Source organism: Streptomyces sp. JB150, assembly GCF_011193355.1.
In the GTDB taxonomy this organism is placed as follows: domain Bacteria; phylum Actinomycetota; class Actinomycetes; order Streptomycetales; family Streptomycetaceae; genus Streptomyces.
In genome coordinates, this window is record NZ_CP049780.1 from 3,546,643 (window position 1) to 3,568,587 (window position 21,945).

Here is a 21,945-nt window from a genome sequence, read left to right on the forward strand (position 1 = left end):
TCCCGGCGTCCAGGGACATCCGTGGAGCGTTCCCCGAACGGGTGAGTGTCAGTACCGATTCGGCGCAAGTGCGCTCGGACGGGTGGATGACGTCCCTTGCCGGGGAGGAGCCGGAATCCGGTATGGCACGCTGACCCGGTGGTCGGGACCGGTGGGGCAGGCGGCGAGGGCATTCCGCGATGAGTGGTGACGGGCGGGACGAGTCGCTGGGCGGGGGCACCCCCGAGGCCGGCTCACCTCCACCCCAGGTGCCCAGTCAGGGCGGACGGCGCGCGGGCCGGGTGCCGGCGGGCCGTCCGGGCGAGGGTGCCGTACCGGCGCAGCGCGACCGGCGCGACGACGGCGGGATCCTGCCGCCACGGGAACTGCCGCCTTCCGACGCCGAGCTGATCGGCCGGATGCGCTCCGGCGACGACACTGCGTACGAAGAGCTGTACCGGCGCCACGCGGACGCCGTCCGCCGTTACGCGCGCACCTGCTGCCGCGACGCCCACACCGCCGACGACCTCACCGCCGAGGTCTTCGCCCGGATGCTCCAGGCGGTGCGCGGCGGCTCCGGCCCCGAGCACGCCGTACGCGCCTACCTGCTGACGAGTGTCCGGCGCGTCGCCGCGCGGTGGACGGACTGCGCCAAGCGGGAACAGCTCGTCGACGACTTCGCGGTGTTCGCCGCGCAGGCCGCGCGGGTCCCCGAGACGTCCGGCCCGGCCGGCTCGCCCGGTTCCTTCGGCGCCGGTCTCGACCTGGGCGCGGACGTGCGGGCGATGCACGAGGCCGAGCAGTCCCTCGCCATGCGCGCCTTCCGCTCGCTGCCCGAGCGGTGGCAGGCCGTGCTGTGGCACACCGAGGTCGAGGACGAGTCGCCGAGCGAGGTCGCCACGCTCTTCGGGCTCGACGCCAACGGCACCCGCGTGCTCGCCAGCCGCGCCCGAGAGGGCCTGAAGCAGGCCTACCTGCAGGCCCATGTGTCCACGGCCCTCGCCACCGACGGGGAGTGCGCCCGCTACGCCGACCAGCTCGGCACGTACGCCCGCCGCAAACTGCGCACCCGCGCGGAGCGGGGCCTGCGCAAGCACCTGGAGGAGTGCGCCAGGTGCCGGCTGGCGGCGACCCAGATCGAGGAGGTCGCCGGCGGCATCCCCGCCGTGGTTCCGGTGGCCGTCATCGGCTGGTTCGGCGCCGCCGGGTACGCGAAGGCGGCCGGGCTCGTCGCGGGCGGCGCCGGAGCCGGGGCGGCGGGCGCCGCGGGCGCGGCAGCGGCCGGCGCAGGCACGTCCGGCGGTGCGGCAGGCGGTGCGTCGGGGGCCGGGGGTGCGTCCGGTGGTGCGGGGAGCGGAGCGGCCGCCGAGGGCGTGGGCGCGCCGGTGAAGGCCGGTGTCGCGGCCGGTGTGGTCGCGGTGGCCGCCGCCGCCGTGACGCTCGCGCTCGTGGGGGACGACGCCACGCCCAGGGAACCGGTGGCCAGGCCGCCCGCGTCCGCGCGGCCGCCCCGGCCGGAGCTGCCGTCCCCCGCCCCCTCGCCCGAGAAGACCGCACCGCGGGCCCCGGCCGTCACGCCCGTCGCCGCCCCGTCACCGGTTTTGAGCCCCACACCCACGCCCACCCCGGCGCCGGCCCCGTCCCGCGAGCCCGTGCGCCCTCCGGCGCCCACCCCCAGCCCGACGCCCACCCGGACTCCCCCGCCCGGCCCCGCCCCGACCCCGCCGCCCACGCCGACACCCGCGCCCACGCCACCGCCCGCGCCGGTCGTCTACCAGTGGAGCGAGCTGGGGTACGACATCAGCGGCGACGGCACCGGGCCCGAGATGCGCATCGGCGAGAGCGGCTGGGTGTGGCAGCGGCAGGGCCTGTCGATCGGCGGGACGTCGTACGCGCGCGGGGTGACCGTCCACGGCCGGTCTTCCGTGACCATCGACCTCAACCGTGACTGCTCCTCCTACCAGGCGCTGGTCGGCGTCGACGACATGACGCTGAAGCTCGGCAAGGTGTACTTCTCCGTCTACGCCGACGGCGTACGGCTGTGGAGCTCCGGCATGGTCAAGGGCGGCGACCCGGCCGTCCCGGTCCGGGTGAAGCTGGCCGGGCGGAAGACCGTACGGCTGGTGGTCGAACCGCACGGCCACCTGGACCAGGTGGCGGTCGCGAACTGGGCGGAGTCGCGGTTCACCTGCTGGTAGGGGTCCGCGCGGGACGGGTGGCGGCGGCCTCGTCGAGTTCGCCGGCGATCTCCTCCAGCGTGAGGGCGGCGCCCCGCGCGCATTCGGCGGCGTACCGCTCGGCGCCCAGCGCGGCGCGCGCCGCGGCCTCGGTGCGGCGGGTGCGCGCGCCCTCCGGCCTGGGGCGCGGCAGGCCGCCGCGCAGCCGCTCGCCGGCCGCGAGGAGCCGGGCCGTGCGCGGGAAGTCGCCGAGCCGCCCGAGCACGTTGGCCGCCTCGTCCACGATGCTCCCCGTGACCGTCTCGGCGCAGTGCTCCGCCACCGCGCGGCGCAGGGCGCGGGCCATCTTCGGCAGCGCCCGCTCCGGGCCCTCCTCGACGGCCGTGACCATCGCGTCCAGCAGGCGCAGCGCCGCGACGAACTGGGGCGGGGGCGTACCGCGGGCGATCCGCTCACCGATCGTCCGGCACAGCTGGCGCGCGCGGACGATGTCCCGGTCCTCCAGCGCCATGTAGGCCCGCAGCAGCGACACGAACGCCCGGGCGTCCGCCACCCAGTAGCGGTCGGCGGCCTCCTCCGCCTCGGTCAGGGCGGCCTCGGCGGCGCGGCGGTCGCCCGAGCGGTAGGCGATCTCCGCGAGGCGGGCGACGAGGAACGGCGTCTCGGCGTACGCCCCGACCTCGTGGGCGAGCCGCAGCGCCTCCCCGTACTCCTCGCGGGCCTCGGTGAACCGGCCGCGCGCCATGGCCGCCTCACCCGACGCGCTGCACACCTGAGCCCGCATCCAGCGGTCGCCGACGCGCCGGCTGAGGACGCGCAGCTCGGCCAGGTCCTCGTCCACCCCGCTCAGCCCGCCGGAGGAGTCGACGACGATGTGGGTGCGCAGCATCAGGGCCACGCCCAGCTCCCAGTCGCCGCCGTACGCCCGGCAGTTGGCGACCGCCGCGTCCAGGACCGGGCGCACGTCCGCGCCGAGCCGCTGGAAGACGGTCAGCGGCCAGACGATGCCGGGCATCCGCGCGGCGTGCGGGCCGCCCCGCTCGTAGGCGGCCCGCAGGCGGGCGACATGGCGCGCGTACCGCGGGTCGGTGGTCAGGTCGCGCGGTTCGGTCTCCGAGGTGAGGAACAGGTGGAACATCCGCAGGTCCCGGCGCAGGGAGTACAGCGGGTGCCGTTCGTCGTCCGGCGGGGCCTCGACGAAGGCGTCGGCGTCGGCGTCGCCGGGGGTGCCGGGCGGCGCGCTCAGGCGCAGGACGCGGTTGATCCAGCGGGCGCCCTCGTGGCGGTAGTTGCGCAGCCACCAGAACCAGCCCATGGCGAGGGCGATGGCGGCGGCGTCCGCCTCGTCGCCGGCCGTCAGCGCGCGGTCGAGTGCCGCGCGGATGTTGTCCAGCTCGGTCTCCAGGCGGGAGATCCACGGCAGCTGCCCGGCGGAGCGCAGCCGCGGATCGGCCTCCTCGACGAGCGAACGCACCCACGCGCGGTGCCGTCGTTCGGCGGCGGCGCGCCGGCCGGGGGCCTCGGCGGCGCGCTCGGCGGCGTACTCGTGGATGGTCTCCAGCAGGCGATACCGCATGCCCTCGGTGCCCTGCCCCGCGGACGGGTCCGCCACGACCAGGGACTTGTCGACGAGGGCGCCCAGCAGGCCGGCCACCGGGCCGCCGCACACGGCCTCCGCCGCGGCGAGGTCCCAGCCGCCCGCGAAGACGGACAGCTCGCGCAGCACCGTCCGCTCCCCCTCGTCGAGCAGGTCCCAGGACCAGTCGACGACCGCGCGGAGGGTCTGCTGGCGGGGCAGGACGGTGCGGCTGCCGGAGGTGAGCAGGCGGAAGCGGTCGTCGAGGCGGTCGGCGATCTGCCGGGGGGTGAGCAGCCGCAGCCGGGCCGCGGCCAGCTCGATGGCGAGCGGCAGCCCGTCGAGGCGGCGGCAGATCTCCGCGACGGCCTCCTCGTCGCGCAGCAGCGCGTCGGCGTCGGGGCGGACGGCCGCCGCGCGCTCCGCGAACAGGCGCCGCGCCTGGTCGGGGGAGAGCGGGTCGACCGGCCGCACCGACTCGCCGGGCACGCCCAGGGGCTCACGGCTGGTGGCGAGGATCGTGAGCCCGGGGCAGCGGGTCAGCAGGGTTTCGGCGAGGTCCGCCACCGCGCCGATCACGTGTTCGCAGTTGTCGAGGATCAGGAGCCGGCTGCGCGTGGCGCAGTGCTCGACGAGCAGGGCGACCGGGTCGTCCTGCGGGGTTACCAGGTCGTGGGTCATCAGCGTGGTCTTCCGCAGACCCAGCGCGTTGACCACCGCGACCGGCACCGCCTCCGGCCGGTCGAGCGATGCCAGCTCGACCAGCCACGCCTGGGGGAGACCGGCGGCAGCCTCCTCGGCGAGACGGGTCTTTCCGGAGCCGCCCGGTCCGGTGAGGGTGACCAGGCGGGCCCTGCGCAAGTCCGCACGAATCGCGTCCAGCTCGCGTTCCCGCCCCACGAAACTCGTCAGCCGGGGGCGGAGGTTGCCGGCGGGTTCGGGGCGGGAAGGGGGGAGGTGAGGCACGGCGGCCGGCCTCCCGCCGTCCCCTTCCCCCAGCAACTCCTGGTACAGGGCCCGCAGCTCCGGCCCCGGGTCCGTGCCCAGCCCTTCGACCAGCGCGCGCCGCGCCGTGTCGTAGGCGGCGAGGGCCTCCGCCCTGCGGCCGATGTCGCGCAGGGCGCGCAGCAGGAGGGCGTGCAGGGTCTCGTCGTACGGACTGGCCTGGGTCAGCTCGGTCAGTTCGGGTACGACGTCCTGGGCGCGGCCCAGGCGCAGGTCCGCGTCGATCCGCGCGCGGACCGCCTCCAGCCGCAGTGTCTCCGGGCGGGTGGCGGCGGTGCGGTCCGGGAGGTCGGCGAGGGCGGGGCCGCGCCACAGGGCGAGCGCGTCGGTCAGGTCACGGGCGGCGGCGGCCGGGTCGCCGCGGTCCAGGGCGGCCGTGCCCTCGCGGACGAGCCGTTCGAAGACGTGCAGGTCGACGTCGTCCGGGCCCGCGGCGAGCCGGTAGCCGCCCGGCTCGGACACCACGGCCCCCTTGCCGACGGCCCGGCGCAGCCGCCCGACCAGGGCCTGCAGCGCGGCGTGGGCGTCCTGCGGCGGGTCGTCCGCCCAGACCTCGTCGATCAGGGTGTGGGCCGCGACCACCCGCCCGGCCCGCGCGGCGAGCGCGGCGAGCAGGGCACGCACGCGTGGACCCCCGACGGGTATGGCGCCGCCGTGGTCGTCCTCCGCCTGGGTGACCCCCAGGATTCCGTACCGCACCGGATCATTGTGGCCGGGGGGCGCCGGCGGGGCACCGGCATTCGACCGGGGGCGCGTGGCGCGCGGGGAGGGGGTTCGCACAGGGGGGTCTGAAGGGGGGCCGCGCGGGGAGCGGCAATTGGCCGCGCGGTGCCCCCCCCACACACAGGGGCGGGGTTCACCACGCGGGGAGCAGCGACTTACGGCGTGGCGCACCACGCGGGGGCGCGGCCCGTCCGGCAGCGTGCCCCGCTGGGGGGATCCCGGGTGGCATGTCAGTGATGTGCGACAGGGCCCTCGGCTCGGCGCGGCTGCGGTTTCCAGGGCCGACCGGATTGCCGTACGGCAGTCAGGCCCGGCTCAGCGGTCACGCACTCACCGGCACCTCCGGCGCCCCGCCGCAGCGCGCCCACGCGCGCGCTGCGGCCGAGATGGGCGGGACGTCCGGCACGGTCGCCCTCAGCCCTCACGCCCTCCGCGCCGCCGCCCCCGCCCCCAGTGCCCCCCGCTGGGGGACGATGCCCGCCGGGACCGCGCGGGCGCGGGCGGGGGTGCCGGTCCAGCAGGTGCCGCGGCGGGCGAGGAGGCGGCGGAGCCAGAGTTCCAGGGAGACGAGGTCGGCGAGGCCGTCCAGGGGCAGGGGCTCGCCCTCGGCGGCGCGGCGCAGGGCCTTGCGGACCACGCGGGCCTCGACCAGGCCCGCCTGCGCGAGCAGCGGGGTGTCGAAGAGGGCCATCAGGGAGTCGGCGGCGACGCGCAGCCCGGTGCGGGCGGCGGCCGCAGCCGGGGCCTGGGAGGTGGCGCCCCAGCCGGGCGGCAGCTCGGCTACCCCGGCGCCGGCCAGCACGGACCGCAGGATCGCGGCGCGCGCCCCCGGCTGGACGCGCAGCGCCTCGGGCAGTTCGCGGCACGCGCGGACGACCTGGTTGTCGAGGAACGGCGTGTGCAGGCGCTGGAAGCGGATCTCGGCGGCCTGCTCCAGCACGCGGACGTCGGCGGCGGTGCGCGCGAGGGCCGCGCGGGCGCGGAAGTCGCCGGGGCGCAGGCCGGGTCCGACGGCGGACCGCTGGAGCACGCCCTGAAGGCGAACCGATACTTCCGCCAGTGCCTCCCCGGTCAGCCAGCGCGCCGCGGGGCCGGGCCTGGCCCAGGTGAGCGCGGCGAGGGACGCCCCCACGGCGCCCCCGGGTTCGTCGAAGCACCGCTCCATCAGCCGCTCGGCGAGGCCTTCGACGCCCGCGCGGTAGGGCGTACGGGCGAGGCGGCGGGCCGCGGCGTACACGCGCGCGGGGACCAGTACCGAGCCGTCCGCCTTGGCGAGGGCGGCCACGGGGCGCACCAGGTGCCGGCGGCGGCGGTCCATCAGCAGGTCTGCGAGGCGCGCGGGGTGGGCGTCGAGGACCTGGCGGGCGCCGTAGCCGGCGAGGTGGTCCGCGCTGCCCGCGGCGAGCCGGGCGCGGTGCCGGGCGGCCGACACCAGGCAGGAGCTGGGCTCGTCGGTCAGCGGGCCCTCCAGCTCGGCGTACGGCAGGGTCTCCTCACCGCCGGTGACGACCACGTGGTGCAGCCGGGGCCCGGCGGCGAGCGCGCCGGCCCGTTCCAGCTCGGCTTCCCGTCCGCCGACGGTCAGGTCGTTGAAGGTGACGGCCAGCAGCCGCTCCCCGGCGCCGGTGCCGTGCCCGAGGACGGTGCCGGGCATGCCGGGCAGGCCGGCCGCGAGCAGGGCGAGGGTCGCGGAGGCGGGGCCGCCGGAGAGGTCCGCGCCGATGCCGGGCACGGGCATGCCCCGCGCGGCACGCCGTTCCGCCGGGCCCATGCCGGGCACGGGCCCGGGGTCGATGTCGGCGCCGGGGACGTGGCGGGGCGCGGAGAGCCTGGCCCGCACCGCCTCCACCAGGGCGTCGCGGACGGCGTCCACCGCGCGGTCGGGATCGGCCGGGGGCGCGGCCACCGCGAGGGAGGCGACCTGCTCGTATCCGGCGATCTCCCGCGCCCCGGCGCGCAGGATGAGCGCGTGCCCCGGCGGAATGCGCCGCACGCCGTCGTACGGGGTGGACTCCTGCACCGCGGCCGGTACGTCGGGGGCGGCCAGCAGTGCGGCGAGGTGTCCGAAGTCGAGGTTGGCCTCGACGAGGTCGGCGAGCGGCAGCGCGGCGGTGGCGTAGGCGGTGCCGCCGGCCCAGGGGGTGTGGAAGACGGGGCGGGCGCCCGCGAGGTCGCCGCAGACGGTGATGCGGCGCCCGACCTGGACGACCGCCGTGTAACTGCCCGGCCAGGCGGTCAGGTGGCGCAGGGCGCCGCCGCGCGCGGCGAAGAGCCCGACGCGCAGCTGTTCGTCGGTGGCGCCGCAGGTGCCGAGGACGGCGATGCGGGTCTGCGGGTCGGCGGTGACCACGCGGACCTCGTCGGGGCGCCAGTCGCCGACCGCCCACAGCGGATCGGGGTCGCCCCACAGGAGTTGGGAGCCGACCGGGTGCAGGGTCTCGCCGTCGTATCCGGTGGCGCCCGCCGTGCCGATCGCGGCGGCGCCCGCGGCGGTGCTGCTCCACCCCACCAACCACCGCATCGACGCCTCCACGAGCTGTGGACAACCAGTGCACCGCAGGAACCGGTTCACCATGCTGCCACGAAGGACGCGCCGGGGAGCGTCGGCGGAGCCGCTTGTGATCCCGTGAATGCGCCCCGCGCGCCCTGGCATGCGCCGGGGGAATGTGCCCTGCTCCCATCAAGGGCCGCACCACGCACGGAGGTTGGCGTCCGCAGGCGCGGCAGCCGGCACGCGTCGCCCCGAGGCGGCCCCGCAACAGGCCCGCTGAGGCGGCTCCTTGTCACGGCGAGGAGCACACACCCCCATTACGGTGAGGAGACCGCCTCCCGTTACGGCGAGAAGCGCGCACCCCGTCACGACGAGGAAGCACACCCCACCGACGACGAAGTGCCCCCCACCGACGAGATCCCCCCCGGCGAAGAGTTGGCGCCCCGGCGACGATCTGGCGCCCCCGGCGGGCAGATCGCACCCCCGGCGACGCGAATGCGCCCCCGATACGCCCCCCACAAACCCTCAACGCGCCCTCAAATCACATGGTCGCTGCAGGGATCACTCCTCATACGAGGGATCAATTTTCGGCCATTCCAAGACCACGAAATTCTCTCGGCACGCGCGCCGTGCACGCTCCGTGCACACTCCGTACAGGCTTTGCGCATCGCCGGGTGGGCGCACGGCCCGGGAAACGGAACTCGCCCCCCGGGCCGGACCGCCGCCCGCGGGGATGTGAGGCGGCGGTGTCCCCCAGCCCACTGGTCAGTACAGCGGGCCGACCCACGCACGAGCCATGGAACCGCTCCCGAGGTGGCCGGAGTAGAGCGCACGGACGGGCGCACGGCCACACAGCGGGAGCGCGTCGCAACCGTGCGTACAGGGCCCGTGCTCCCATGCGGACCACAATCCCGCCATCCGGAACAATGCCCCTTAACGCTTGGGATGCGGCGAACTACGCTGGGTTTACGAATGCCGCGTGGTTATGCCAGCACGGCAGCCGTCTGTGTCGAGGGGTGGCGCATGTCCAGGGAGCAACGCGGGCCGAACGAAAAGCTCGGCGCCGTTCTCGCCCTCGCGGGAATCAGCAACGCGGGACTCGCACGACGCGTCAACGACCTGGGCGCGCAGCGCGGGTTGACGCTTCGGTACGACAAGACGTCGGTGGCGCGCTGGGTGTCCAAGGGCATGGTCCCGCAGGGTGCCGCACCGCACCTCATCGCGGCCGCCATCGGCCAGAAGCTCGGCCGCCCGGTGCCGCTGCACGAGATCGGCCTGGCGGACGCGGACCCCGCGCCCGAGGTCGGCCTCGCCTTCCCCCGGGACGTCGGCCAGGCGGTGAAGTCCGCGACCGAGCTGTACCGCCTCGACCTCGCGGGCCGCCGCGCCGGCTCCGGCGGCATCTGGCAGTCGCTGGCCGGATCGTTCGCCGTGAGCGCGTACGCCACACCCGCCTCACGGTGGCTGATAACCCCGGCCGACAGCTCGGTGGCGCGCGAGGCGAGCCCCGCCGAGGGCTCCGGCGCACCGATCAAAGTCGGCCACAGCGATGTGCAGAAACTGCGCGAGGCCGCCGAGGACGCCCGGCGCTGGGACTCCAAGTACGGCGGCGGCGACTGGCGTTCCTCCATGGTCCCCGAGTGCCTGCGCGTGGAGGCCGCCCCGCTCCTGCTGGGCTCCTACTCCGACGAGGTCGGCCGCGCCCTGTTCGGCGCCGCCGCGGAACTCACCCGCCTCGCGGGCTGGATGGCGTTCGACACCGGCCAGCAGGAGGCCGCCCAGCGGTACTACATCCAGGCGCTGCGCCTGGCCCGCGCGGCGGCCGACGTGCCCCTCGGGGGCTATGTGCTGGCGTCGATGTCGCTGCAGGCCACCTACCGCGGCTTCGGCGACGAGGGCGTGGACCTCGCGCAGGCCGCCCTGGAGCGCAACCGCGGCCTGGCCACCGCGCGCACCATGAGCTTCTTCCGCCTCGTCGAAGCACGCGCCCACGCGCGGGCGGGAGACGCCCAGGCGGCCGGCGCGGCCCTGAAGGCGGCCGAGAGCTGGCTGGAGCGCGCCCGCCCCGGCGACCACGACCCGTCCTGGCTCGCCTTCTACTCCTACGACCGCTTCGCCGCCGACGCGGCCGAGTGCTACCGCGACCTGAAGGCCCCCCGGCAGGTCCGCCGCTTCACCGAGCAGGCCCTGTCGAAACCCACCGAGGAGTTCGTGCGCTCGCACGGGCTGCGGCTGCTCGTCGGCGCGGTCGCCGAACTGGAGTCCGGGAACCTGGACGCGGCCTGCGCCCAGGGCGTCCGCGCGGTGGAGGTCGCCGGGCGGATATCGTCCGCGCGGACCACGGAGTACGTGAAGGACCTCCTGCACCGCCTGGAGCCGTACGGCGACGAGCCGCGCGTCGTGGAGCTGCGCGAGCGGGCCCGCCCGCTGCTGATGGCCCCGGCGTGACGCCGGTCGCGCGGCATCCCGCCTCCCGGGTGTGAGGGCATTGTCAGTGGCGCGGTGCACTATCGGAGCCGGGAGGTGGCACAGGTGCGGAAGATCGCCTACGACTGTGACGTGCTGGTGATCGGCGGCGGGATCGTCGGCCTGTCGACGGCGTACGCGATCACGCGCCGGGCACCGGGCACGCACGTGACGGTGCTGGAGAAGGAGGCGGGCCCGGCCCGGCACCAGACGGGCCGCAACAGCGGCGTCATCCACAGCGGCATCTACTACCGCCCCGGCTCCCTCAAGGCGCGGTACGCGGTCCGCGGCGCCGCCGAGCTGGTCAAGTTCTGCGCCGAGTACGACATCGCGCACGCCGTCACCGGCAAGCTGATCGTCGCCACCGACCGCGCCGAGCTGCCCCGCCTGCACGCCCTGGTGCAGCGCGGCCGGGAGAACGGCATACCGGTGCGCGAGCTGGGCGCGGCCCAGATCGCGGAGTACGAGCCGCAGGTGCGCGGCCTCGCCGCCATACACGTCGGCACGACCGGGATCTGCGACTTCACCGGCGTCGCCCGCCGGCTGGCCGACGCGTCCGGCGCGGAGATCCGCTACGGCGCCCGCGTGGTCCGGGTGGACCGCCGCCCGGAGCTGGGCGTGGCCGTGCGGACGGCCGACGGCACGGTCGTGCGGGCGCGCGTGCTGGTGAACTGCGCCGGGCTGCACTGCGACGAGATCGCCCGGTTGACGGGGGACGACCCGCAGATGCGGATCATCCCGTTCCGTGGCGAGTACTACGACCTGCGCCGCCCCGAGCTGGTGCGGGGCCTGGTCTACCCCGTCCCCGACCCGGCGTTCCCGTTCCTCGGCGTCCACCTCACCCGCGGCATCGACGGCAGCGTCCACGTCGGCCCCAACGCGGTCCCCGCCCTGGCCCGCGAGGGGTACGGCTGGGGTGTCGTGCGGCCCCGCGAGCTGGGCACCACCCTGGCCTGGCCCGGCGCCTGGCAGCTGGCCCGCCGCCACTGGCGGTACGGGGCGGGGGAGCTGCGCCGGTCGCTGTCCAAGGCGGCGTTCACCGAGGCCGTCCGCAGACTGCTGCCCGCCGTCACCGCGGCGGACCTGGAGCCTGCGGCGGCCGGGGTACGCGCGCAGGCCGTGCTGCGCGACGGCACGCTGGCCGACGACTTCCTCATCCAGGAGGCCCCCCGCACGGTGCACGTCCTCAACGCCCCCTCCCCCGCCGCGACGGCGTCCCTGCCCATCGGCCGGGAGGTCGCCCGCCGCGCGCTGGCAGCCCTGGAGGAGCGCTGAGCACCGCACCGGCCCCCGCGAGGCGACCCCGTAGACTCGATGCCACTGTGTCTGACTCCCTGAACGCCGCCCCCGCCCCCCGCCGCCCCAAGGGCGCGCCCCGGTTCCCCGAGGGTCCCCAGGCGGACCCCGCCGGTTCGCACTTCGAGCGGCGCATCCGGAGTTTCCAGCCGCGGCGCAGCCGGGTGACCGCGGGGCAGGCGGACGCGCTCAGGCGGCTGTGGCCCCGGTGGGGCTTCGACATCGACGGCTCCCGGGTCCTCGACCTCGCCGAGCTGTTCGGGAACGGCAACCCGGTCGTCCTGGAGATCGGCTTCGGCATGGGCGAGGCCACCGCCCAGATGGCGGCCGCCGACCCCGGCACCAACATCCTCGCGGTGGACGTGCACACCCCCGGCCAGGGCAATCTGCTCGGCCTCGCCGACCGGGGCGGCCTGACCAACATCCGGGTGGGCAACGGCGACGCCATCATCCTGCTGCGCGAGATGCTCGCCCCGGACTCCCTTGACGGCCTGCGCGTCTACTTCCCCGACCCGTGGCCCAAGAAGCGCCACCACAAGCGGCGGCTGATCCAGCCGGCGTTCCTCAGCCTCGCCGCGACCCGGCTGAGGCCCGGCGCGCTGCTGCACTGCGCCACCGACTGGGAGCCGTACGCGGAGCAGATGCTCGAGGTCCTCACCGCGCACCCGGACTTCGAGAACACGCAGCCCGACGGCGGTTTCGCGCCCCGCCCGGAGTTCCGCCCGCTGACCCGTTTCGAGGGTCAGGGACTGGACAAGGGTCATGTCGTGAACGACCTGCTCTTCCGCCGCGTACCACACACAACGTCAGCTCAGCCTCCCGCCGACGCCTGATCCACCGCGGGCGGCTCCGTCCCTCGTAAGGGTCAATGCCGTGGCCAGCAGTCCCCCGTACCCCATGCCCCCCGGTGAAGCCGTCCCCGGTGCTCCCGCAGCCGGTGCCCCCGTCCCCGGGGCGCACCGGCCCGCGCACTGGTGGCAGCGTCCCTGGGTGCGCTACGGCGCGCTCATCACCCTGCTCGCGCTGTCCGGGCTCGTCATCCTCGCCCTGGTGCGCGAGGAGACCGGCACCGAGGGGTTCCTGGTGGGGCTGGGGCTGGCGGTCCTGCCCGTCCCGCTGCTCGTCGCCGCCTTCCGCTGGCTGGACCGGGTGGAGCCGGGCCCCTGGCGGAACCTGGTCTTCGCGTTCGCCTGGGGGGCCTGCGCCGCGGCGCTGATCGCGATCGTGGCCAACAGCTTCGCGACCCAGTGGATAGCCACGGCGACCGCCGACCCGGCCGGCGCGGACACCCTCGGGGCCACCGTCATAGCGCCGGTCGTGGAGGAGTCCGCCAAGGCGGCCGCGATCCTGCTGCTCTTCCTCTTCCGCAGGCGGGACTTCACGGGAATCGTCGACGGCGTGGTCATAGCCGGGGTGACCGCGACCGGCTTCGCGTTCACCGAGAACATCCTCTACCTCGGCACCGCCTTCGGCACCGACCAGATGCAGGGCGACAGCGGCATCGCCTCCGTCACCGCCGCCACCTTCTTCGTGCGCATCGTGATGTCCCCGTTCGCGCACCCCCTGTTCACCGTTTTCACCGGCATCGGCTTCGGCATCGCCGCCCTGTCCGGGCCCCGGCAGCGGACGCGCCGCCTGCTGCTGCCGCCGTGCGGCCTGCTGCTCGCGATGGGCATGCACGCGCTGTGGAACGGCTCCGCGAGCTTCGGCGGCTTCGCGTTCCTCGCGGTGTACGCCGCGTTCATGGTGCCCGCGTTCGGGCTGCTGACCTGGCTGGTGATCTGGACCCGACAGCGGGAGCTGCGCACCGTCCGCGAGGAGCTGCCCGCGTACGTGGCCGCCGGCTGGCTGGGTCCGGCGGAGCCGTTCGCGCTCGGCTCGATGCGGGCCCGCCGGCTGGCCCGCGACCACGCCCGGCACCACCTCGGCAAACCGGCGGCCCGCGCGGTCACCGAGTACGAGGCGTACGCGACGTCGCTGGCGTTCCTGCGGCACCGGGGGCGGCGCGGCCGGGCCGGCGCGGACTTCGTCCCGCGGGAGCGGGAGCTGCTGCACGAGCTGTGGCGCCGCCGGGAGGCCGCCCGTCCGGCCCTGGAGTACGCGGCGCGGATGACGGCGCCGCCGGTGCCGGTGATGATGCCGTGGCCTCCGCAGCCGGGACCGGGGGCGCCGTACCCGGCCTACCCGGCGTACCAACCGCCGCACCCCGTGCAGCGGACGCCGCAGACCGTCTACCAGGCGCCGTATCCGGCCTGGAACCCGTACCGGACGTGACCGGACGGCGGGCCGCTGACCGGCAGCCCTGACGTCGGGGGGTTGCCGTCAGGACCGCCGGGGACCGGGAGTAGGACGAAGAGAAGCGGAACAGAAGGACGGGTGCGTCAGGGGGTGAGGCCCTTGCTCCGCAGCCAGGCCATCGGGTCCAGCGCGCCGCCGGCGGCGGTGTGGACCTCCATGTGCAGATGCGCGCCGCTGACGTTGCCCGTGGCGCCCACGCGGCCGATGACCTCGCCCGTGGTGACCTTCTGGCCCACGCTGACGCCGATCGACGACTGGTGGGCGTAGAGGATCTCGGTGCCGTCCTCCAGGGTGAGGACGGTCTTGTAGCCGTACGGCCCGTCCCAGCCGGCCTCCGTGATGGTGCCGGAGTGGACGGCCTTGATGAGGGTGCCGGTGGGCGCGGCGAAGTCGAGGCCGGTGTGGTAGCCGGAGGACCACATGGCGCCGGCCTGGCCGTAGCTCGCGGTGAGGACGTACGACGAGGTCGGCAGCGTGTACTGCTTGGCCAGCTCGGCCAGGCGCTCCGCCTCGGCCTTTTTGCGGGCCTCCTCCTCGGCGGCCTTCTTCGCGGCGGCGGCCTTGGCCTCGGCCTCCTTCTCCGCCTTGGCGGCGGCCTCGGCGGCCTCCTTCTCGGCGGCGGCCAGCGCCTCGGCGGCGGCCTTGGACTCGACCTGGTCCTGCTGCTGCTCGGCCTGCGCCATGATGCGGGCGCGCAGCGCCTCGCCGGCGTCGGTGGTGCCCTGCCCGGAGTCGGCGGCGGTGACGCCGATGCCGCTGAGCGGGGTGGCAGCGACCTCCGGGGCCTCGGCCTCGGTGTCGTCGGAGATGAGCGAGCCGACGTTCGGCAGGTCGGGCATGGAGATGGAGACCGGCGGCTTGCCGGTCTGCGCGGTGGCCATGCCGCCCGCGCCGACGGCGGCTATGACACCGACGCCCAGCACGGTGGAGCTGCGGGCGAGTCCGCCGCGCTGCTTGGTGACGCGATGCCGGCCGCGTACGGGGCGAATGGATTCCGCAGTCGGGTTCCACTCCTCCCACGGGCCCTCGTCGGTGCGCTGATCGCCGTACACGAAGGTGTCGGCGGGGTCGGCGGTGCGCTGGCCAGGCACGAACGGGGCCTCGGGGGCAGGCCGGTTGGACGCCACGTGGGCGTACTCCTTTCCTTCCTTCTCGCCTACCGGGTTAGCTGACGGGTTCGGAGCAGGAAGGTCTCCTACGCGCGTAAACCAGCCGTGTCCTGCGCGGTTTTCAGCCGCTGTGGACCCGACCCCTTACGCCCGATTCACCCCAAGGTGGTGGTTCCCCGGTTCCCTCACGGGATTCGGCGCGTGCGCACGGAGCCGCCTCTGGTGACGGCTGGGACGACCGCGCTGCGTTATCGGACGTTAATAGAACCAGGGGGTGATTTCCAAGCCGTTCCGCTTGATCATTACGGTTCGCCGGGCGGACGTAGCGCCCAGGAGCGGCTAAAAACGGGCGAGTTGACCTCAACTCTCAAACGCTTCAGCAGTGTCCGCGTTTTTGATGGTGACTCAGATGTTATGCGCAGTGGGGTTGGTCACGCACGCGCGGTGACGATCGGGACCCGCCGTACGTCTTCGGCCACACGGGCAACGTGAGAGCCCTCGGGAGGCGCGGAAAACACTCAGGGCCGAAACCCGTTTCCGGATTCCGGCCCTGAGCCTTCAGTAGCGGGGACAGGATTTGAACCTGCGACCTCTGGGTTATGAGCCCAGCGAGCTACCGAGCTGCTCCACCCCGCGTCGGTGATTCCAGTGTACGCCATGCGCGGGACCCCTCGCGCCAGAGGTAGTTTCACTGGGAACCGACCCGGGATTCTGCCGTCTCCAGATGGGTGCGCCGATGCCCTACCCGTACGTCCTGCTCTCCGCCGCCGTCTCCCTGGACGGCTTCCTGGACGACACCGGCCCCGAGCGGCTGCTGCTGTCCGGCCCGGCCGACTTCGACCGGGTCGACGAGGTGCGGGCGTCCGTCGACGCGATCCTGGTGGGCGCCGGCACGATCCGCGCCGACAACCCGCGGCTGCTGGTGAACTCCCCCGAGCGCCGCGCGGCCCGGACGGCGGCCGGGAAACCGGAGTACCCGCTGAAGGTCACGGTCAGCGCCACCGGCGACCTCGACCCCGGGGCGCGGTTCTGGCACACCGGCGGCGAGAAGGTCGTCTACACGACCCCCGAGGGCGCCGGCCGCCTGCGGGCGTCGGGCATCGCGGACACCGCGGCGGTGGTGCCGCTCGCCGGCGCCTGGGACTGGCGCACCGTCCTGGAGCATCTGCACGACCTGCGGGGCGTACGGCGGCTGATGGTCGAGGGCGGCGGCACGGTCCACACCCAGCTGCTCCGACAGGGTCTGGCCGACGAACTCCAGCTCGCCCTGGCGCCCCTCTTCGTCGGCGACCCGGACGCCCCCCGGCTGTTCGGTCCCGGTCCCTACCAGGCGGGCCGCCTGCGCCTGGTGGAGACCCGCCCGGTCGGTGACGTGGTGCTGATGCGCTACCAGCCGACCGCCCCCGGCACCGGCACGACCGCGGTGGCCGCCGACCACCACTGGCTGGCCCGGGCCTGCGCCCTGGCGGCGCAGTGCCCGCCCTCCGCGACCGCCTTCAGCGTCGGCGCGATCGTCGTCGCCGCCGACGGCACGGAACTCGCCCGCGGCCACTCCCGCGAGGGCGACGACCCGGTCGTCCACGCGGAGGAGGCGGCCCTGGCGAAGATCGACCCGGCGGACCCGCGGCTGCCCACCGCGACCGTCTACAGCAGCCTGGAGCCCTGTACGCGCCGCGCCTCCCGGCCCCGCCCCTGCGCCGGTCTGATCCTGGACGCCGGTGTCCGCAGGGTCGTCACGGCATGGCGGGAGCCGGACACGTTCGTGGCGGGAGCGGACGGCGCGGGGGCCCTGGCGGCGCGGGGCGTGGACGTGGTCGTCCTTCCCGAACACGAGGAGCAGGCGAAGGCCCCGAACCGCCACTTGCCGGGCTGAGGTACGGGCGAAGGCCCGGAACCGCCACCTGCCGGGCCGAGGAACGGGCGACACCCCCGAACCGCCACCTGCCGAGCCGGCGCCGGGCCGCTACTGGCCGTCCCGCGGGGCGGTCACGCCCCCCGAGGGGTGGAGGACGTCGTACAGGGCCACCGACAGGGCCATGTACCGGTCCGTACACATCCTGTGGATACCGCGCGCGGGCGGATGCTCGGCCAGTGCGTCCCGCAGGGTGCGGTAGTCGGCCGCGTACGCGTTCATCGCGGTCTGGCCGCCCCTGGCCAGCCAGTCCCGCAGCCCCTCCGGCTCGCCCTGTCCGGCGGACGGATCCTGATTCGCCGACCCGCCCTGCCCTACGCACCGCGTGAGCACCGCCTCGCGCACCACGCCGGGCTGCTCCGCCGACAGCGGCAGCGGGAGCTCGGGTTCGTCCTCCGGCGCGCGGCCCCGCCACCGACGCCAGCGGGAGCGCGCAGCCTGCGCCGAAGCCCGTACCGCCGTCGCCGCCGCCCCCCTGGCCGCCTCGGTGAGCACCAGCCACAGCACCGGCGTCACCAGCGGTACGACGACCTCCAGCCCGAACTCGACGGTGGACGTGGACGGAGCCCGCCTCATCTTCGCCAGGTGCCGCCGTCTGTCCCGCGGCGTCATCCCCTCGACCGCGTCCAGCAGGTCCCGCTCCCCTGGGGCGTGCTCGGAGGCCACCTGGCGGACGACGCGACTGACGGGAACGCCCATGAATTTCCCCCGAGTCGGCGCGATGAAGCGTGGGGAGTGTACAAGAGGCGCAAGGGGCGCCACGGCCGCTTCCACAGGGCCTTCACGCGCACCGGCGACGCGCCGGTACGCCCGGCGTCACGACGAAGCGCCCCGACCGCGGACAACCGGTCGAGGCGCTTCCAGCAGCTCGGAGGCCGAGACCTCCGCTGCGCACCGTAGGCCGTGTGGGACTCGAACCCACAACCAATGGATTAAAAGTCCACTGCTCTGCCAATTGAGCTAACGGCCCGAGGCGATGTTCGCCACCCCGAGCATAGCCGGATCGGGCCGCGTCTCCGATCGGGTATCGGTGACTCGGCGCGGCCCGGTGCCCGGCGGACGCCGGACCCGTGGCCGGGGCGGTGAGCGAAATGCGCCGGAGGCTACGAATCGGCGGTTTCCGTCACGGCGGGCCGGTCCGCCGCCGTACGCAGGAACCAGTGCCGGGCTGAGAACGCCCACCAGCTCGCGGCGAAGCCCAGCACCACCAGCACGGCGACCGGCGCGTAGTTGAAGGTCTCGGGGGTGACCGGCGACACCTGCGGCAGCATGAACAGGACGGTGATCACGCCGACCCAGCCGACCGCCACCACCCCGACCGCGCGCGACCAGCGCCCCAGGTGCCAGGGCCCGCGTTCGAACGCGTCGCCCTTGCGCAGCCGCAGCAGGGTGGGGATGGCGTAGGCGATGTAGAGCCCGATCACGGCGATCGAGGTCACCGCGGCGTACGCCGTGACGTTGATCAGATACGGCAGCCCGAGCGCCAGCGCGCCGCCCGCCGCCAGCCAGACCGCCGCGACCGGCGTCCGGGTGCGCGGGCTGACCGTGTGCCAGACGCGGGAGAAGGGCAGCGCGCCGTCGCGGGAGAAGGCGTAGATCATGCGGCTGTTCGCGGTGACCGACGCCATGCCGCAGAAGAGCTGCGCCCCGATCACCACGAGCAGCAGCAGCTTGCCCGCGGTCACGCCGAGGGCGTCGAGCAGGATCTGCGCGGGCGGCGCGCCGGTCGGGGAGGTGAGGGCGCCCTCGTAGGACTGGATGGCGAAGGTGAAACCGAGCAGGAGGACGAAGCCGGCGACCCAGGAGGTCCAGATCGACCGGACGATGCCCTTCGGCCCGGCCGTCGACGCGTCGTGCGTCTCCTCGGTCATGTGGGCGGAGGCGTCGTAGCCGGTGAAGGTGTACTGCGCCATCAGCAGCCCCAGCAGCACGACGTACGCCCCGCTGCCCCAGCCGGTGTTGTTGACGAACTCGCCGAAGACGAAGGAGGCGGGCTGGTGACGGTCCGGCACCAGGGCCAGCGCGCCGACGATCACCGCCACGCCGAGCACGTGCCACCACACGCTGACGCTGTTGAGGAGGGCGACGATCCGCACGCCGAAGGTGTTCAGCAGGCCGTGCAGCAGCAGGATCGCCGCGAAGAGGAGGATCGTACGGCCGGGGGTGACCTCCCAGCCGAACTCCAGGTTCAGATAGGCGCCGAGGAAGGACGCCGCCCCGAAGTCGATCCCGGCGGTCACGGCGACCTGCCCCAGCACGTTGAACCAGCCCGTGAACCAGGCCCACGCCGCCGCGCTGCGCGCCGGGGCCAGCCGGTGCGCCCAGAAGTACAGTCCCGCCGAGGTCGGGTACGCGGAGCAGATCTCCGCCATCGCCAGGCCGACGAACAGGGTCATCAGGCCCACGGCCACCCAGCCCCAGGTCATCACGGCGGGGCCGCCGGTGTTCAACCCGAACAGGTAGAGCGTCAGGCAGCCCGAGAGCACCGAGATGATGGTGAAGGAGACCGCGTAGTTGGAGAACGCCGACATGCGGCGGGCGAGAACCTGCGTGTAGCCGAGCTGGGCCAGCCGCTCTTCGTCCGACACCCTCGCGTTGTTTGTCATGCCCCCAGCGATGCCCACCCCGGATGCGTGACACACGTCACATCTCGGTAGCGGAGAGGGCCCGTACGACCGGAGTCGTACGGGCCCTCTCACGGCCGGCCGCCGCACGGGCGGCCGGCGTCAGCTGCTGTGTCAGCCGTTGCGCTTCCAGCGCGGCTTGTCCTCGCGGCGGCCGAAGGAGCCACCGGCGCGGTGGTCGTCACGACGGCCGTACGGGCGCTCGTGGCCGGCGGAGCGGAAGCCGGGGCGGTCGCCCTGGCGGTCACGGTTGAACGGACGGTCGCTGCCGCGGTGACCGGAGCGGTCGTCCCGGCGGAAGCCACCGCGCTCGCCGTCCCGGCGCTCGAAGGAGCGGCCACCACGGTCGTCACGGCGCTCGAACCCACGGTCGCGGTTGCGGTCACCACGGTCGAAACCACGGTCCCGGTCACGGTCCCGGTCGAACGGACGACGCTCGTCACGCCGCTCGTCACGACGGTCGTCGCGGCGGAAGCCGCCCCGGTCACCGCCCCGCTCGCCGTCCCGGCGCTCCACGCGCTCCGCCCGGTCCACGTCCTGCGCCGCCGGCTGCTCCGGCACCACGACGGTCTCGACGCGGGCCTCGGCGGCCGGCGTCTCGACGACGGCGTTGGCCTCGGCGATCGCGGTCTCCGGGTCCTCGCCCCGCTCCCGCGCCATGCGGGCGACCAGACGGTCGGCCTCCTCGCGCAGCTCGGCGGCCCGGCGCTGGGCGCGCTCCAGCTGCTTGGCGAGCTGGGCGACCTCACGCTCGGCCTGCTGGGCGGCGTGGCCCGCGGACTCGGCCTGCACCTCGGTCATGGACCGGGCGCCGGTGATCTCGGCGACCTCGGGGTCGAAGGCGCCGCCGCCCTGGATGATGTGGCGCGAGGCGTCGACGCCCGCGTCCTCCATCAGGCGGAAGATCTGGCGCCGCTGGTGCGGCAGGGCCAGCGAGACGACGGTGCCGGTACGGCCCGCGCGGGCGGTACGGCCGGCCCGGTGCAGGTAGTCCTTGTGGTCGCCGGCGGGGTCGACGTTCAGCACGAGGTCGATGCCGTCGACGTGGATGCCGCGCGCGGCGACGTCCGTGGCGACCAGCACGTTGACGTACCCGTCCTTGAAGTCCGCCAGGGTCCGGGTCCGGGCGCCCTGCGTCATGCCGCCGTGCAGCGCCTCGGCCTTGGCCCCGGCGTCGCGCAGCTGCTCGGCGACGCGGTCCGCGCCCAGCTGGGTGCGGACGAAGACGATGGTGCGGCCCTTGCGGGAGGCGATCGCGGCGGTGACCGGCGCCTTGTCCTTGGGCTTCACGATCAGGATGTGGTGCGACATGGTCGTCACCGCGCCCTGCGCCGCGTCCACCTCGTGCAGCACCGGCTCGTTCAGGTAGCGGTCGACGAGCGTCTTGATCTCGTTCTCCATCGTGGCGGAGAAGAGCATGCGCTGGCCGCCGGCCGGCACCTGGTCGAGCAGTTCGGTGACCTCGGGCAGGAAGCCCAGGTCGGACATCTGGTCGGCCTCGTCGAGGACGGAGATCTGCACGTCCTCCAGCGAGCAGGCGCCGCGGTTGATGATGTCGCGCAGCCGGCCCGGGGTGGCGACGAGGATGTCGACGCCCTTCTCCAGGGCGTAGATCTGGTTGCCCATGGACGTACCGCCGCAGACGACCTTCATGCGCAGGCCGAGCACGTCGCCGTACGGCTGGAGGGCGTCGGCGACCTGCATGGCCAGCTCACGCGTGGGGGTGAGGATGACGGCCCGCGGGCGCTTGCGCTCGGTGCGGCCGCCGGCCAGCCGGGCCAGCGTCGGCAGACCGAAGGAGAGGGTCTTGCCGGAGCCGGTGCGGCCCCGGCCGAGGATGTCCTTGCCGGCCAGGGCGTCCGGGATGGTCGCGGCCTGGATCGGGAAGGGGGTGACCACACCGTTCTGCGCGAGCTTGCGCACGACGCCCTCGGGGAGACCGAGGTCGGCGAAGGTGATCTCGGGGGTGGTGTCCTCGGCGGACTCGACGGCCTCGGCGGACTGCGCCGCCTCGGTCGCATCGGTCGCCTCGGTCGCCTCGGTCGGCTGGGCCGCCTCGGCGGCCTCCGTCACGACCTCGTCCTCGGACACGACGGCATGGTCAGAACTGAAGATGGACATACGTCTGCGAAACCTTCCGGAGTCTCATCGGCACGCGCCCGTCAACTCCGTGTTTCGCACACGACCGCCTCGATGCGGTCCGCCACGGCAAAGGAGAGTACGCGCCACACGGCGCTCTCTGCGTTGGCGCCGGGCAAATGGGATCAAACGATCTACCACCATACGCAC

General features: G+C 74.6%; 12 protein-coding genes, 2 tRNA genes and 1 riboswitch. Of the genes, 6 read left to right on the plus strand and 8 right to left on the minus strand.

What is annotated here, in order from left to right; genetic code table 11:
* Nucleotides 1-179 precede the first annotated feature (179 nt).
* A complete protein-coding gene (locus tag G7Z13_RS16625; protein WP_166000172.1) occupies nt 180-2,177 on the plus strand; it encodes a sigma-70 family RNA polymerase sigma factor in 1,998 nt (665 codons plus the stop codon).
* Here G7Z13_RS16625 and G7Z13_RS16630 read toward each other — a convergent pair.
* On the minus strand, nt 2,164-5,436 hold the full coding sequence (locus tag G7Z13_RS16630; RefSeq protein WP_166000174.1) for a BTAD domain-containing putative transcriptional regulator: 3,273 nt from the start codon (nt 5,434-5,436) through the stop codon (nt 2,164-2,166). The genes G7Z13_RS16625 and G7Z13_RS16630 overlap by 14 nt on opposite strands.
* A 445-nt stretch (nt 5,437-5,881) precedes the next feature.
* Nucleotides 5,882-7,981, minus strand: a complete 2,100-nt coding sequence (locus G7Z13_RS16635; RefSeq protein ID WP_166000176.1) for an asparagine synthase-related protein — start codon at nt 7,979-7,981, stop codon at nt 5,882-5,884.
* Between the two features lie 993 nt (nt 7,982-8,974).
* On the opposite strand from G7Z13_RS16635, the gene G7Z13_RS16640 reads away from it, so the two are divergent.
* The 4 genes from G7Z13_RS16640 (at nt 8,975) to G7Z13_RS16655 (ending at nt 13,987) form a co-directional block, all read left to right on the plus strand.
* Nucleotides 8,975-10,399, plus strand: coding sequence for an MFS transporter (locus G7Z13_RS16640; RefSeq protein WP_166000179.1), 1,425 nt, complete (start codon nt 8,975-8,977; stop codon nt 10,397-10,399).
* A gap of 84 nt (nt 10,400-10,483) precedes the next feature.
* The gene (gene lhgO, locus G7Z13_RS16645; RefSeq protein WP_240926238.1) at nt 10,484-11,692 is read left to right on the plus strand and encodes an L-2-hydroxyglutarate oxidase; all 1,209 of its coding nucleotides are present in this window, start codon (nt 10,484-10,486) and stop codon (nt 11,690-11,692) included.
* 47 nt (nt 11,693-11,739) lie between these two features.
* A complete protein-coding gene (gene trmB, locus G7Z13_RS16650) occupies nt 11,740-12,546 on the plus strand; it encodes a tRNA (guanosine(46)-N7)-methyltransferase TrmB (protein WP_240926239.1) in 807 nt (268 codons plus the stop codon).
* 64 nt (nt 12,547-12,610) lie between these two features.
* Complete coding sequence (locus tag G7Z13_RS16655) at nt 12,611-13,987, plus strand: PrsW family intramembrane metalloprotease (RefSeq protein ID WP_166005015.1); 1,377 nt, start codon at nt 12,611-12,613, stop codon at nt 13,985-13,987.
* Nucleotides 13,988-14,094: 107 nt separating this feature from the next.
* Here G7Z13_RS16655 and G7Z13_RS16660 read toward each other — a convergent pair whose 3' ends face one another.
* Together G7Z13_RS16660 and G7Z13_RS16665 are read right to left on the minus strand one after the other, a co-directional pair.
* On the minus strand, nt 14,095-15,138 hold the full coding sequence (locus G7Z13_RS16660) for a M23 family metallopeptidase (protein ID WP_166000182.1): 1,044 nt from the start codon (nt 15,136-15,138) through the stop codon (nt 14,095-14,097).
* An 11-nt stretch (nt 15,139-15,149) separates the two neighbouring features.
* Nucleotides 15,150-15,330: riboswitch (cyclic di-AMP (ydaO/yuaA leader) on the minus strand.
* A 352-nt stretch (nt 15,331-15,682) separates the two neighbouring features.
* A tRNA-Met gene (locus G7Z13_RS16665) sits at nt 15,683-15,756 on the minus strand.
* 100 nt (nt 15,757-15,856) lie between these two features.
* On the opposite strand from G7Z13_RS16665, the gene G7Z13_RS16670 reads away from it, so the two are divergent.
* Nucleotides 15,857-16,993 (plus strand): dihydrofolate reductase family protein, encoded by a 1,137-nt coding sequence (locus G7Z13_RS16670; RefSeq protein WP_166005017.1) that lies wholly within the window; start codon nt 15,857-15,859, stop codon nt 16,991-16,993.
* A gap of 90 nt (nt 16,994-17,083) precedes the next feature.
* On the opposite strand, the gene G7Z13_RS16675 is transcribed toward G7Z13_RS16670, so the two are convergent.
* From G7Z13_RS16675 to G7Z13_RS16690, 4 genes are all read right to left on the minus strand, one after another.
* Nucleotides 17,084-17,731 carry a hypothetical protein gene (locus tag G7Z13_RS16675; RefSeq protein WP_166000184.1) on the minus strand — a complete coding sequence of 216 codons (648 nt, stop codon included), beginning with the start codon at nt 17,729-17,731 and terminating at the stop codon, nt 17,084-17,086.
* 198 nt (nt 17,732-17,929) lie between these two features.
* Nucleotides 17,930-18,002, minus strand: a tRNA-Lys gene (locus G7Z13_RS16680).
* A gap of 133 nt (nt 18,003-18,135) precedes the next feature.
* On the minus strand, nt 18,136-19,638 hold the full coding sequence (locus tag G7Z13_RS16685) for an amino acid permease (protein WP_166000186.1): 1,503 nt from the start codon (nt 19,636-19,638) through the stop codon (nt 18,136-18,138).
* A gap of 132 nt (nt 19,639-19,770) precedes the next feature.
* Nucleotides 19,771-21,777 (minus strand): DEAD/DEAH box helicase, encoded by a 2,007-nt coding sequence (locus tag G7Z13_RS16690; RefSeq protein WP_166000187.1) that lies wholly within the window; start codon nt 21,775-21,777, stop codon nt 19,771-19,773.
* Nucleotides 21,778-21,945 lie beyond the last annotated feature (168 nt).